Annotated in this window: 16 protein-coding genes; 7 read left to right on the top strand and 9 right to left on the bottom strand. The window is 40.9% G+C overall.

Annotation, left to right across the window (positions count from 1 at the left end; all coding sequences use genetic code 11):
- Nucleotides 1–21 precede the first annotated feature (21 nt).
- Nucleotides 22–279, bottom strand: coding sequence for a gas vesicle protein GvpJ (gene gvpJ, locus ACXAHI_RS11065; protein ID WP_270180317.1), 258 nt, complete (start codon nucleotides 277–279; stop codon nucleotides 22–24).
- A 200-nt stretch (nucleotides 280–479) separates the two neighbouring features.
- On the opposite strand from gvpJ, the gene ACXAHI_RS11060 reads away from it, so the two are divergent.
- The 4 genes from ACXAHI_RS11060 to ACXAHI_RS11045 all read left to right on the top strand — a co-directional run bounded on the left by ACXAHI_RS11060 (nucleotide 480) and on the right by ACXAHI_RS11045 (nucleotide 2,793).
- Nucleotides 480–779, top strand: coding sequence for a hypothetical protein (locus ACXAHI_RS11060; RefSeq protein WP_474847748.1), 300 nt, complete (start codon nucleotides 480–482; stop codon nucleotides 777–779).
- Nucleotides 780–807: 28 nt separating this feature from the next.
- Nucleotides 808–1,209 (top strand): nucleoside 2-deoxyribosyltransferase, encoded by a 402-nt coding sequence (locus tag ACXAHI_RS11055; protein WP_474847746.1) that lies wholly within the window; start codon nucleotides 808–810, stop codon nucleotides 1,207–1,209.
- A complete protein-coding gene (locus ACXAHI_RS11050) occupies nucleotides 1,193–1,516 on the top strand; it encodes a nucleoside triphosphate pyrophosphohydrolase (protein ID WP_474847744.1) in 324 nt (107 codons plus the stop codon). The genes ACXAHI_RS11055 and ACXAHI_RS11050 overlap by 17 nt, the downstream gene beginning before the upstream one ends.
- A 98-nt stretch (nucleotides 1,517–1,614) precedes the next feature.
- Nucleotides 1,615–2,793, top strand: coding sequence for an MFS transporter (locus tag ACXAHI_RS11045; RefSeq protein ID WP_474847742.1), 1,179 nt, complete (start codon nucleotides 1,615–1,617; stop codon nucleotides 2,791–2,793).
- Between the two features lie 226 nt (nucleotides 2,794–3,019).
- Here the strand turns inward: ACXAHI_RS11045 and ACXAHI_RS11040 are convergent, their stop codons facing one another.
- From ACXAHI_RS11040 to ACXAHI_RS11010, 7 genes are all read right to left on the bottom strand, one after another.
- Nucleotides 3,020–3,730 (bottom strand): ABC transporter permease, encoded by a 711-nt coding sequence (locus ACXAHI_RS11040; RefSeq protein ID WP_474847740.1) that lies wholly within the window; start codon nucleotides 3,728–3,730, stop codon nucleotides 3,020–3,022.
- Nucleotides 3,727–4,575, bottom strand: a complete 849-nt coding sequence (locus tag ACXAHI_RS11035) for an ABC transporter ATP-binding protein (protein ID WP_474847738.1) — start codon at nucleotides 4,573–4,575, stop codon at nucleotides 3,727–3,729. Before ACXAHI_RS11035 ends, ACXAHI_RS11040 begins: the two co-directional genes overlap by 4 nt.
- 144 nt (nucleotides 4,576–4,719) lie before the next feature.
- On the bottom strand, nucleotides 4,720–5,730 hold the full coding sequence (locus ACXAHI_RS11030) for a LytTR family transcriptional regulator DNA-binding domain-containing protein (RefSeq protein WP_474847736.1): 1,011 nt from the start codon (nucleotides 5,728–5,730) through the stop codon (nucleotides 4,720–4,722).
- Between the two features lie 150 nt (nucleotides 5,731–5,880).
- A complete protein-coding gene (locus tag ACXAHI_RS11025; protein ID WP_474847734.1) occupies nucleotides 5,881–6,879 on the bottom strand; it encodes a hypothetical protein in 999 nt (332 codons plus the stop codon).
- On the bottom strand, nucleotides 6,879–7,826 hold the full coding sequence (locus ACXAHI_RS11020; protein WP_474847732.1) for an ABC transporter permease subunit: 948 nt from the start codon (nucleotides 7,824–7,826) through the stop codon (nucleotides 6,879–6,881). The genes ACXAHI_RS11025 and ACXAHI_RS11020 overlap by 1 nt, the downstream gene beginning before the upstream one ends.
- Nucleotides 7,827–7,843: 17 nt before the next feature.
- The gene (locus ACXAHI_RS11015) at nucleotides 7,844–8,383 is read right to left on the bottom strand and encodes a peroxiredoxin family protein (protein ID WP_474847730.1); all 540 of its coding nucleotides are present in this window, start codon (nucleotides 8,381–8,383) and stop codon (nucleotides 7,844–7,846) included.
- A 14-nt stretch (nucleotides 8,384–8,397) separates the two neighbouring features.
- Entirely contained in the window at nucleotides 8,398–8,826 is a 429-nt protein-coding gene (locus ACXAHI_RS11010) for a MauE/DoxX family redox-associated membrane protein (RefSeq protein WP_474848148.1), read from the bottom strand.
- A 749-nt stretch (nucleotides 8,827–9,575) separates the two neighbouring features.
- Here ACXAHI_RS11010 and ACXAHI_RS11005 point away from each other — a divergent pair.
- Both ACXAHI_RS11005 and ACXAHI_RS11000 read left to right on the top strand, forming a co-directional pair.
- Nucleotides 9,576–9,704 (top strand): hypothetical protein, encoded by a 129-nt coding sequence (locus ACXAHI_RS11005; protein ID WP_270180302.1) that lies wholly within the window; start codon nucleotides 9,576–9,578, stop codon nucleotides 9,702–9,704.
- A 509-nt stretch (nucleotides 9,705–10,213) separates the two neighbouring features.
- Complete coding sequence (locus tag ACXAHI_RS11000; RefSeq protein WP_270180301.1) at nucleotides 10,214–10,384, top strand: hypothetical protein; 171 nt, start codon at nucleotides 10,214–10,216, stop codon at nucleotides 10,382–10,384.
- Nucleotides 10,385–10,435: 51 nt separating this feature from the next.
- Here ACXAHI_RS11000 and ACXAHI_RS10995 read toward each other — a convergent pair whose 3' ends face one another.
- Complete coding sequence (locus ACXAHI_RS10995) at nucleotides 10,436–11,341, bottom strand: LCP family glycopolymer transferase (protein ID WP_474847728.1); 906 nt, start codon at nucleotides 11,339–11,341, stop codon at nucleotides 10,436–10,438.
- A gap of 232 nt (nucleotides 11,342–11,573) precedes the next feature.
- On the opposite strand from ACXAHI_RS10995, the gene ACXAHI_RS10990 reads away from it, so the two are divergent.
- Complete coding sequence (locus ACXAHI_RS10990; RefSeq protein ID WP_474847726.1) at nucleotides 11,574–12,341, top strand: tyrosine-protein phosphatase; 768 nt, start codon at nucleotides 11,574–11,576, stop codon at nucleotides 12,339–12,341.
- Nucleotides 12,342–12,426: the final 85 nt, after the last annotated feature.

Genomic DNA, 12,426 nt, shown 5'->3' with positions numbered 1-12,426 from the left:
CCGAAAAATGAATCTAACGTACTACATGCTAAACTGTGCGCGCTCGTTTGATTGCTGAAGAAGACCTTCTTCCTGAACGTCATCTCGAAGTAGTCCGACGGCTTCCGCGTAACGTAACCACGTATCGACACTTGCGATAACTACCCTTGCCTCAACCGTAAGAATCTCGATCCCAACGAGCGAAACACGCGCGAATGCATCGATGACAATGCCTTTATCAAGGATGCGGTCGATCACTTCTGCAAGACTCGAACTCTCTGCACTCTTTTGAATACTCATCACGTCACTCCTTTTTAAGCTGTAGAATGCCAACCATCTCAATAAATGAAATGGTTGGAAAGGAAAACAATTCACATGAGTATACCTCGGAAATGAATTGTTTAAACAAAGCTTCAACGCTCTTTCTCCCCTTTATGAAACAAATGACCTAGATGGTCCGTATATAAAAATAAGAGTAGAAGAGAGGGAGGAAACGGCACGTGGAACTATTCCTTGAGATTCTCGCAAATTTAGGTGGAATATTTGGTTTTGGCGGAGGAGAAGCGCCTGATGAAGAGAAGATTGAAGAAAACATCATCGCACTCATGGCATTCGCGTGGTTTGTAGACCTTACAAAAATGCCTGAAGCGAAGCCACTCATCACGAAAAATGAGTCTGTTCGATATGTAATCGGGAAGATGCGGGTGAAGAAAATGAAGAAGTCACCGATGTATGAAGTGCGGATGGAAAGGAAGCTGAAAAAAGAAATGAACAAGCAGTTTGCTGTAAAATCAGGATAGATATGAAGGAAAGGTGAGGAGAAGAACAATGAAATTCTATATCGCATCAAGTTTTCAAAACAAAGCGCAAGTTCAAGAGCTTCGTGATTTATTAAAGAATGAAGGGTACAAACATACATATGATTGGACGATGAATGAGAGAGCGACAACGTTTGAGGAACTTGGGAGAATAGGCACTTCAGAACTTGACGCAGTGAAAGAGTCCGATTTTCTTATCGCTCTTCTCCCTGGTGGGAAAGGGACGCACATTGAGATTGGCATCGCGCTTGGCCTTAGTATTCCTGTCTATCTTTACTCTGAAGAGGCGATAACGGACCCTGTCACTTCAAGTTCGTTTTACCATACGAGCGGGGTGACGACTTGTTCTGGCACATTAACAGATCTGTTTCATAAGGTCGTTCAGGAGAAGAAACATGCCAGAATACAATAAGCTAGTCAGAGATCGAATTCCTGAATTCATCTCACAGAATGGGAAAACCTATGAAGCTATCAAGCTATCTGACGAAGCCTTCAAGAAAGAGCTGAGAAGAAAGCTTCTTGAGGAAGTGAACGAGTATCTTGAGGCGAGTTCAGATGAAGAGGCGATCTCAGAACTTGGGGATGTAGTGGAAGTGATTCGTGCTTTAACGCGTGTTCATGGAAAAGAGTTTCGGGATGTTGAAGATGCAAGAGAGGGAAAAGAGAAAGAACGAGGCGGCTTCTCTAAAAAGATTTTCTTGAAAACGGTGGAGGGGTAACGACTTTATAGCGGGGGTCAGGAACATACCTGGTACCCGCTATTGACTATTTCCAAGATGGGCTTACAATATAAGGTAGCTCATTACGGAGGTGCACGATGCAGGAGGCAAAGAAAAATATATTAACGCTACAAGGATTCTACTTACTCGCCTTTTTCGGGGTGGGAAGCTTATTTCCGTTGTTGAGCGTCTATTTAAAACAAGTAGAAAATCTGAACGGTTCACAGATCGGTATGATCATGTCGCTCGGACCGATCATCATGATTTTCTTTCAACCAATATGGGGGATGGTGTGTGACGCCACGCAGTCACCGACTCGAGTCCTCACCTTAACAGCACTCTTAACGGGTATCGCTGGAATGGGATACCTTGTTTTTGATGGCTTTTACTGGTTTCTAGTGATCGCTATCGCCGTCGCAATCTTTCAGAGTGCGATTATTCCCGTTTCAGACAGTATCACACTGAAGTACACCGGTAAGGTAAACTATAATTATGGAAACATACGACTGTTTGGCTCGTTAGGTTTCGGTCTAGCCGTTTTCATTATGGGAAAACTTTCAGAGACAGTCTTTGGACCAGGGGTTATCTTCTACGCATTTTTGATTTCTCTTACACTAGCTTCTATCCTCGCGTGGCGTTCACCGAGTGAGCGTCAGACGAAGAAAGTGGACCTTAAGAATGGAATGAGAAAGCTACTAGTCTATCGAAAGTTTCTTCTGTTTCTTATCGTGACGTTCATGATCTTCGGACCGAACTTATCGAATAATACGTACTTTGGACTGTTTGTAGAAGATAGCGGAGGAACGTATGCGGGGATCGGACTCGCGTTTATGCTCGCAGTTCTACTCGAGATTCCGTTCATGCGAATCTCAGGAAAATGGATTCAGCGATATGGCTTACTGATGGTAGTATTATTTGCTGGAATAGCTTCCATGCTAAGATGGGTACTTTATTTCTTTGAACCAAGCTTAACGGTTATCTATGCAACCACAGTTATCCAAGGGTTCTCCCTAGGCTTATTTATTCCAGCTGGTCTTCAGTACGTTAAGGAAATCGCTCCAATCAATATGGATGCAACTGCCGTAACGTTATATGCTGCAGTGGGAAATGGAATCGGAAACTGGTTCTGTACGTTTGTTGGCGGTTATCTATATGATTTCTTTAATATTTTCGTAGTGTACTTATTCTTTGGAGGATTAGCGCTCATAGGTGTCTTACTTACTCTCGTACTCTTAAGAGCGGAACGGAGTTATTCTCAGCTAGCGCATACGAATTAGAATAGCTGTGGTAGCGGCCATGTAGCCTCTTGAGGAATGAAATGACGGCAATCTTCTACAAAAGTTTTCTTTCGGAGGTAAACGATGTTTGGTTGGGAGTACGTACCAGATTGGTTCCTATGGTTTGCACTTGCTGTTTTTGCAGGATATATTCTTTTTATCGAATGGTTTATGAATAAATGAAAAAGAGCGGGGGGCAATGCTTGACCCTCGCTCTTTTTCATTTCTAATCATCCAAAGCTCTTTTCTTATACATTATGACTACGCATATGCCGGTAACAACCGCCCATCCTGCGATGACAAATAACGGTAGCAAGAATTCAGTCATACCTACACCATTCTCCACTTTGTTCGCTAACTCGATAAGCTGCACATTCGGCATATATTCGATAAATGCTAGAATCGCATATTTGTCCGCGAATGATTGCAGGACCGAACCAAATCCGAAAATAAACATCACCGGCAGCACCATGACCGAGGCTTCCATGACGGACTTCGATAGCAATCCCACAAGCGTACCTAGCGCGATATAAAACACCGTGGAAAGAAGAATAGCAAATCCTACTACAACTAGATTCGAAGGCTCATACCCAGTAATGAAGGAACAAACAACGATCGTCGCGATTGTAAAAAGAAACGTTAGCGCGCTTTTGCCACCCAGAATCTCTGATAGTGTTGCAGGTGAAAGCATGAGTCCTCTTAACGTATTCTTCTCCTTCTCTTCAGCGATCAAGGCACTCTGAATAAAGACGGCTACTGCAGCGAACGTAAGGTTGATCACAGTGTAGTGAGCTTCGATCGATATAAGATCAGACGTACCGTAGAAAACGGCTAATATGAGCGGTAAGAGTGCGGTCGTAATGACGAATAAATTTTTCGTTAAATCTTTTACATCTTTTTGGAAGATCGCATACGCGCGCCTCATCGAAAAAGTCATACCAATTCCCTCCCTGTCACGTTGATGAAGATGTCCCCTAACGTCGGTTCGTTTGAATAAATCGAGGCGACCTGGCTGCTCGACATATACTGCTGCATTCGTTCAGCATCTTCCGGTCCATTCTTCATAACAACTTTCCTTCCATCGTTTAACTCCACCGTAATCGTTGAATCTGAGAACTGTCTTTTTATCTTCTTCGGTTCATCGAGTAACTGAATCCTCCCTTCATGAAGAAACGCGACTCGATCGCAAAGTAACTCTGCTTCGCTCATGTCGTGCGTTGTCAAAAAGATCGTTGTTCCTTCGTTATTCAGCTCACGCAAGCCACGGTAAATATGTCGCGAGTTAGCAGGATCCAGGGCTGAAGTCGGCTCATCTAAAAAAAGAAGGTCCGGTTTATGCAAAAGAGCTCTCGCAAGGAGAACGCGTTGCAGCATTCCCTTTGAAAGACGGGAAACAAGTTTCTTCTGCTCATCTTGTAAATTTACGATTTCTAACACGTCAGTGATACGAGCATGTGTAACGCCATAGAGCTCGCAATACAACTTAAGGTTGTCGTAGATCGATAGTCGATTATACAGACCGCTATTATCGGTTAAAATTCCGATTCTACGATGAGCACCTTCCTTCGATAATCGGTGGGAGCTGATGCCGAATACAGTAGCTTCACCATCTGTAGGTGAAAGTTGATCCGTCAAAATTTTAATCGTCGTCGTTTTTCCAGAACCGCTTGGTCCTAGAAATCCAAAGATTTCTTTTTTCTTAACTGAGAAATCCACTTCATTTAACGCCACCTGGTTACCAAATGCTTTCATCAATGAACTTACTTCTATGATATTCTCCAACATCATACCTCCTCGTTGTTTGTAACCTAAGATTACAGAACGATTGATAAGGAGGCATTAAAATCCCGTCAAACGGAGGCTGAAAAGGTTAAATGGAGCATTGGAAGGGATGAGTGGTGTCTATTTTTATCCGAATGGAGCATGTTAAATGCCGAGTATCTCTCTTAATGTCGCCATTTTATTCTTAGACAGTGGAAGCTCTGATGAATCTTCAAGGATGAGGCCATACGCATTTCTTGTCCAGGTGATGACTTCAGTTACTTTTTCTAAGTTTACGAGATACGAGCGGTGGCAACGGAAGTAACCGTATGAAGCTAACTTTTCTTCGTATTCCGTTAACGTGAAAAACCCCTGGACCTCCTCACCGTTCACATGGATGGTGACATCCCCTCCAGAACTCTCGAGATAATTGATTTCCGTAGGATCAAACAATAGAATCTTCTTCTCAGCTTTGGCAGGAATCTTCCTAAAGTGAATAGAGGGTGAAACGTTCGGCTCAGCTTCTTCGTCCTCTGACTCCTCAGAGGAGGTGTCGTCTTCACTTTCTAAACCGTGTAATCCATTTTCATTCAAACGATATGGAATGTCAGCAAGTGTAATCGCACTTTCTATGTTTCCTGTGAGGATCAATACACATTTTTGCTGTTGCTTTAAATAGGTGACAAGTTTGAGAAACACCCGTTTCGTTTCCATATCGACATTCTGATCTGGCTCTTCAAAAACAAACAGCAGCGGATCCTGAATGAGGGAGAGAGCGAATTGGATCCTTCTTTCTTCTGAATACGTAAGTTTTTTAACTTTTACATTCTTCTTATCTTCAAGCTGTACGAGGCGAAGAACATCTTCAATACGTACATTCGACTTGTATAATCCTTTATAAAATTTAAAGTTATCGAGCACGCTCAGTCGTTCATAAACGCCACCTTTTAAAAAGTACACGCCAATATCAGAATTGTGTTTTGAGATATTCTTTCCATCTAGTTGAATAGATTCTTGGAAAAGTGGGTCTCGACCAGTGAAACCTTTAAGCAATTCACTAATGAAACTCATATTGGAATGAAGTGCAACGGTCTCGCCTTTTTCGATAACCAAATCAAACGCTGGGAGAACTAGTTTATCGCTAATCTGCTTTTCAACATTTTTTATCGTTAACACCTTTAAAACTCTCCCCCTCTATAGGTTGGATGTTCTTACATAGCGATCCGTATCCTTAGTTTAGTAATCTAATTATTTCATTTAATTACATAAAAAGTAAGAGTCGAATTAAAAAGAGGGGACCTGGCACATGCCTGATCCCCTTCATCGTCAATTCCGCAACTCAAAGCTCTCCGCACTAACGGTATAGCTCGCACTAGATGCTTTAGCTTTCTTTTTCTTTCTTCTATAAGTCGGACTCGCTTTTAACCCATACACAATGCCGTTAATCGCTAGAATCGTCAGCGCAAACGCCGTCACTGGTGCAAGAATCATCCATGGGAACGAGTTCACGTACTGAAAGTTCTGCGCGATCAAGCCTGCCCATTCGTTTGACATCGAAAATGAAGCAGTCGTTGCATCTCCAGTTTCGAAGTCATATTCAAGGACTCTCACGTCTGTTCCCCCAATGAATACTTTCAATAAGCCGAGGTGTGCAAAGATGATGAGTACTTGTCCGACTTGCTGAATGAAGATGATCAGCAGCTTCGGATTTAAGAACGGCGCCATGTGGGCTTTGAAAATATGAAAGTGACTTCCACCCATCACTTTCGCGCTATCGATGAACTCTTTCTGCGCAATGAGGTCGAGTTCTTTCTGTACGTATAGCGACAGCACTGGGACACTGATGAGCACGAGAACGAGCATAGGGAATATGATCTTCGTTGGCGTACTGTAGCTCCAGCTGAACGTCATCACGACGGGTGCGATCAGTACATACGTGAAGATCGTAACAGGAGCATAGTGAAACGTATCTGCGAGACCAGCGAGAAATTTACGAAAAGACCCGGGGAGTAAGAACAGTAAATAACCCCCCATCGCAGAAAGAACGATCCTTCCTAACGCCACGAGAATCGACAGGCCAATCGTAAACTTCGCTCCTTCCAGAAGTTTCAGCATAAAGTTATTTCCGTCGATGTCACTACCGAGCGGGAACTGTGTTGACGGTGGGAAAGGGGCTAATGCAACGATATCGCCATTACTGTCGTAGAGAACCTTTTCCGGTTTCGGTGCTTCACCGAGCGCACTATACAAAAAGCTTCCAACGAGAAGGAGGACGATGAACAGGGTGCCTCCAGTGACCATCGGTTGTTTGATCAGCTTCTTCATCAAGAATCACCCATCACATTAAAGGATTTTTCTAAGAACCATTGAGTAACCGTAAAAAAGAGAAATGATGGAAGGAACACCATAAATAATCCCATCGTAACAATCTCGTTATTGAGAACGCCGTTTTGAAAAATAAAGGTCATAAACCCTTTTATTTCAAAGATCACTTCAAGCATCAAAAGGTTCGCTAATGCAAAAAGGAAGATGCCTTTGAAATGGTTGAAGAGAGTGAAAATCGAATTTCTAAAAATATGTATGAGTAAGATGCGACTACGATTCAATCCCTTGCCTCGCGCAAGCTCAACGTAGAGAAGCTTCTCTTCATCTTCAAACGATAGCAGTAAGTATTTATAGATGTAGAGGGCAGGGAGAAATGAGAGAACGAGGATCGGGAGAAGAAACGCTTGTTCTCCGAACCCACTCGTAATGTTAAATAACAGAATCTCGGTCTTTTTATAAATCCAAATGATCACGATCTGGGTAATGAGAATGATAAAGATATCAGGCAATGATTCCATTACAAAAAGGAACGCTTTCGGGAATCTCCTTCTGTGAGTGGGTAATAACATCGTTAAAATCGTCAGGAGAATCGCTGCAACGAGCGCTATGAATAGAGATGCGATCAAATATTGCATCGACTGAAGATAGGCCTCCCAAAATTCAGGGAACAGCGGCCACACGCCACCACGTGCATAGTACTGATCAGCATTTCCTGAGAAGATTACCGCGATGGTATCGATGATGTTCGTAACATACGCACCTACATTCATCACGATGTTATCTGATAGAAAGAGCGTATTATTGAGCTCTTTCCGTTCGATCATCTTGAGAACTTCAAGCTGCGACTCCATGTTGAAAAGAAGATAGGGAAGGGAGCCGATGAGAAAGATCCCTATCGAAGTGAGTATGAATTGGATAGCGGTTCTTGTGAAGAAAGAACGTACCATGTAGATCCCCCTTGTCTCTACTGTGCGATATTGGCGGCCAACGGAACGAAGCGTAATAGATTGTCGAGTTCATTCATATCGCCAGTAGCTGCGACGTTACCACTTGGGTCGATGATAAAGATAGTCGGCACTTTTTTAATATAATACGTTTCAAATAATTCTGGAGCGACTATATAAGAAGTATTAGCGATAGAAGGACAAGATTCCTTCCCTAATTTTTCCTGTGACACAATAAGCATGTTCGCCTCGAATTGTTCTGCAAGATGTGGCACATTGTTCAGTAGTGTTGAGCAAGTGGGGCATGTTGCACTTCTGAAGATCATGATCGTGTGTTTTCCATTTAACTCACTCATGGAAAGAAGACGATTGTTTTGATCCTTCGAGCGAAAAAGCGGTGCTGGATCACCAATTCGTAACGCTTTTTCCTCAACTGTTCCACCACTGCTTCTAAACCGGTTAAGAAAGTGGGTAACCTGCTTCAAAAAATATAGTAATATAGCAAATTGAAAGAATAGAAAGAGCCATAATCCGATATGAGACAGTAGCTGCCAGTTCATTCTTGTATCCTCCTTTACGCTAGCAATCTTGTAAAATGCTTCTTTAGCGTTGTGACTTCACGTACGATGATGATGCAGATCAGCGTAACCCATCCCCCGCAAAACGCAATAAAGAAAGATTCAGGATAAACGTCGCGAATTGCCTTTCCGCTTATTACCGCATCAAGCATACCCAGTTCAACTTGACTGATGAAGAGAAGAGAAGCGCCAATCATGATGACGACGTTCCGCAAAACAAGCCTCCATGAAAGGAGGTTCTCCCCAACAATCCCGCCACACCCACACGATAAGTCAGTTCTCCCTCTTTTAAGGTTGATGACGATGGCTAGTGTATAGGTTGCGATCAATAGTATAGAAAATGAAACGCTTACGTTAAAAAACAGTCCTACTAGAATACACGTGCCGAGCAGTAGCTCTACCGTTACGTCCAAGAATCCAGCGATTTTAAGAGGATAGAGGCGAGCCCTATCCGTAAGAAGAGAATCACGCTTGAATCTCCTTCGAGAATGTTTTGGCTTGCTTAGGTATGATTGTAAAAGATTGATAGAGGAGATGTTGTAAACGATAGAGTGTAACTATAAACGGGGATAAGGAGCTTATCTTACGTTTTCTACGGTTTTTGTTTGAAAATATAACTGGAGGAATATTGAATGAAAGAGGAAGGAAGGACTATGAAGAGAGTTTCTATAGGAAGTAAAAGGGAATTACGTATATCTTTCTACCTTGGTCATAATAGGTTTATAGTAGGAGATGGATGGAGGTGACAATCTTTCAATTTGTTACCTATTTCAGAAAACCAGAACGATTATAGTAATCTATCCTTGCTGCGCTAGACTTTTTAGAAGATGAAAAACAGCATTTATGGTTATCCCTTAAAACATTGAATGAAATTTGGACTCTCAATCATTACCTTTGCATAATTATATTGACCTATTTTTCATCGTAAGGGTATAAATTTAGTCAATTCTTCCGATAGATAAAGATGTAGTTAGTTATCGGTATTTTTATAAGTAGGAATTTAGAAAGATTGAATTCTAACTAGGTTTCAGGAATATTTTAGACCTATAGGTAATTTTTTCTTATTTCCACCTACATAGTTAGACATATTATGCTAAAATATAACTTGTGAATAAGCCGACCTTATAAAATATCCACTTCATAATCACAAAAATTATCGAAAAAGAGGGATTGAATGAACGGTACATGGATGACTCCTGAAGAGATTGCATGGAAAAAGAAACGTAACAAGCAAATAGGTTATGCTCTAATACCTTTATTTTCAATACTTGTAGGCGCTGTCATTAGTTTGCTAGCAAGTTAAAAGACCATCTGATCATACTCAGATGGTCTTTTATTATGTTTAGATAAATTGATTCCTCCTAATACAAAATTTGCCCAGCCACTATTCTATATCCCAACTGCAATCTTTAAAGAATCTCCCCAAACGTACCCATACCAAGATTTCGTTCATATTTTCTCTTCTTTCTTTTATGGTACTCATTACGATTGATTCAGTAACTTATACTCACCTATTAGCAACCTATTCATAAAGATCGCTATGATTCGACGAAATAAATGAGTGAGCATATTTTTTAAGTTGTACCATAATAAAAGTTTGAAATCTAAAAGCTCCGGGTAGATAGCTCCTAGTCAACACTGATTGCTAGTTACCATAAGGTCGTTATAACGTACAAAAAGTAGGCGAAAAGAACTATTTATCGAATTATTTAATTGTAAACAAGTGTAAATTCTCTCAATTAAGTGGAAATTACTTGAAGTCGGTGCTATAATCAAAAAAATAGTTTACGAGATGACGGAGGTAAGGTGTTAATGGATACAAAAGAAGAAGGGAATTTAATGTGGACGGAACTTCAAGCGTTTGTTCAAGAAGTAGAAAAAGAGCAAAAGCAGCCAGAATCTGCAGGACCGTACATAGAAAAGATTAGAAAAATCCTTACGAAGTATATGTCTGCTGACGAAGCCAAACTGTATACGGATTGAACAACGAAAAGAAGGTGCTTTTGAGGAATGTCAAAAGCACCTTCTTTTTAATTAGCTGATTCCTAAATGATCTTTCAATTTTTGAGTAATCATTTGTTTCTCTTGCTCAGGTACGATGTAGTACCAAAGGTTATCGATCATCTCACCATGACCGTTGATTTCAAATGTATTCATATTCTTACGTGCACTTCTATAATTTTGGAAAATATTATTCATTTCTTCAAACGTCATGTTCGTCTTCACGTTGCTGCCAACAGCATCGAGTAGGGTGCCTACTTTATTGATACTACCAACACTAGCGCCTTCATTAATAATAGCCTTTATTACTTCGCGCTGACGGTCATTACGGCCAAGGTCACCTTTAGGATCTTCGTAACGCATTCGTGAAAACGCAAGAGCTTCTTGTGCATTTAACTCAATTTCACCTTTAGGGAAGCTGTATCCTTCATAGTCAAAAGAGAGTGGGTTATCGACCGTTACTCCTCCGAGTGCTGACACAACATCCTTAAATGCTTCCATGTTTACTTTAAAATAATAGTCGATTGGGACATCCAAAAAGTTTTCAACCGTATCCATCGTCATTTCAACGCCGCCATATGCATAGGCATGGTTCATTTTCTCAATCGTCCCGCGGCCTACAATCTCTGTTCTGGTGTCACGTGGTAAGTTAAACATATACATCGACTCATCGTTAGGATTAAGGGTGATCATAATCATCGTATCAGATCGCCCCTGATCGTTCGAGCGTTCATCGACGCCTACGAGAAGAATGGAAATCGGATCTTTTTCAGCCATATTTACGTTTTCAGTTCGTTTAGCTGACGTTTCACGATCGATTGGCTCATGCATCGTACTAGCCGTATCTTTCACTGAAGAATATAGGTAGAAAGCATATCCCCCTGCCGAAATCAAAAGTACTCCCATGATAATACCGGTAATTAGTAAGAACTTTCTCATAAATACATTCCAGCTTTCTATAAAGTAATAAATTCAAATATGTGCAAAGTCCTAATCTTTATTATACGTCCAAGTAAAACGCAAAGTAAATACCTTCCAAAAACAAAAAGGAATAGACAAAACCGGGAAATATAGTAAAGTTAAACAGTTGTTTTGGTGAGAAACTTCAAAAAACGACAGCAGAATATGCTACTCTAATAGAATAGTGCAAATTTTGAAAGGGGAGCATCATATGATCGATATTCACTCACATATTCTACCAGGAATAGATGATGGAGCGAAAACGATAGAAGATAGTTTGGCTATGGCTAGGCAAGCCTATGAGCAGGGGATTACAAAAATCGTAGCTAGTCCACACCACAGAAACGGCTCATTTGAAAATAATAAAACTACTATATTAAATGAGGTTGGTTTGTTAAACACAAAGTTACAGCAAGAGAGTATCAATATAGAGATTCTACCAGGCCAAGAAAACCGAATCTATGGAGAACTCATAGAGGATGTTAATGGTGAAGAACTGTTGACAGTGAATGATACTGGAATGTATATGTTGATCGAATTTCCATCGAGTCATCTTCCACGCTATGCAAATAAACTCCTATTTGATCTCCAAGTAAATGGAATTATCCCGGTTATTGTCCACCCTGAACGAAATCGTGAAATTATGGAGAATCCTGACCGGCTGTTTAAGTTAATAAAAGAAGGAGCACTGAGTCAACTGACCGGCTCAAGCGTTACTGGAAAGATGGGCAAAAAGATTCAAAAGTTCTCTATGGATTTAATTCAACATAACCTTGCGCATTTTGTTGCATCTGACGCTCATAACATCACAAATAGGCCTTTTGACTTAAGAAAGGCAATGGAGTCAGTTGAACGAGAATTCGACATGTCGACACGGTATATGCTGCAAGAAAATGCCGAAGAGATGATCCGAGGAAAAATGGTATCGAAAGAACTACCAGAAGAAATCAAGCGTAAGAAATTCTTAGGATTATTTTAAGAAATTATGACAGAAAAAGTAACAGAAAAAAATCTTTCGACACGAAAATTAAGAAAACAGCAATGCAAGCCTTTTCTTCGCTAAT

It is taken from the genome of Anaerobacillus sp. ABD4_527 (assembly GCF_056160805.1).
This window is presented reverse-complemented; position numbering and strand designations above follow the sequence as displayed.

Bases quoted from the DNA above. Each gene is read 5' to 3' on its own strand.
- gvpJ (WP_270180317.1), bottom strand. From the start codon at position 279: ATGAGTATTCAAAAGAGTGCAGAGAGTTCGAGTCTTGCAGAAGTGATC.
- ACXAHI_RS11055 (WP_474847746.1), top strand. From the start codon at position 808: ATGAAATTCTATATCGCATCAAGTTTTCAAAACAAAGCGCAAGTTCAA.
- ACXAHI_RS11050 (WP_474847744.1), top strand. From the start codon at position 1,193: ATGCCAGAATACAATAAGCTAGTCAGAGATCGAATTCCTGAATTCATC.
- ACXAHI_RS11045 (WP_474847742.1), top strand. From the start codon at position 1,615: ATGCAGGAGGCAAAGAAAAATATATTAACGCTACAAGGATTCTACTTA.
- ACXAHI_RS11040 (WP_474847740.1), bottom strand. From the start codon at position 3,730: ATGACTTTTTCGATGAGGCGCGCGTATGCGATCTTCCAAAAAGATGTA.
- ACXAHI_RS11025 (WP_474847734.1), bottom strand. From the start codon at position 6,879: ATGAAGAAGCTGATCAAACAACCGATGGTCACTGGAGGCACCCTGTTC.
- ACXAHI_RS11020 (WP_474847732.1), bottom strand. From the start codon at position 7,826: ATGGTACGTTCTTTCTTCACAAGAACCGCTATCCAATTCATACTCACT.
- ACXAHI_RS11015 (WP_474847730.1), bottom strand. From the start codon at position 8,383: ATGAACTGGCAGCTACTGTCTCATATCGGATTATGGCTCTTTCTATTC.
- ACXAHI_RS11005 (WP_270180302.1), top strand. From the start codon at position 9,576: ATGAACGGTACATGGATGACTCCTGAAGAGATTGCATGGAAAAAGAAA.
- ACXAHI_RS11000 (WP_270180301.1), top strand. From the start codon at position 10,214: ATGGATACAAAAGAAGAAGGGAATTTAATGTGGACGGAACTTCAAGCG.
- ACXAHI_RS10995 (WP_474847728.1), bottom strand. From the start codon at position 11,341: ATGAGAAAGTTCTTACTAATTACCGGTATTATCATGGGAGTACTTTTG.
- ACXAHI_RS10990 (WP_474847726.1), top strand. From the start codon at position 11,574: ATGATCGATATTCACTCACATATTCTACCAGGAATAGATGATGGAGCG.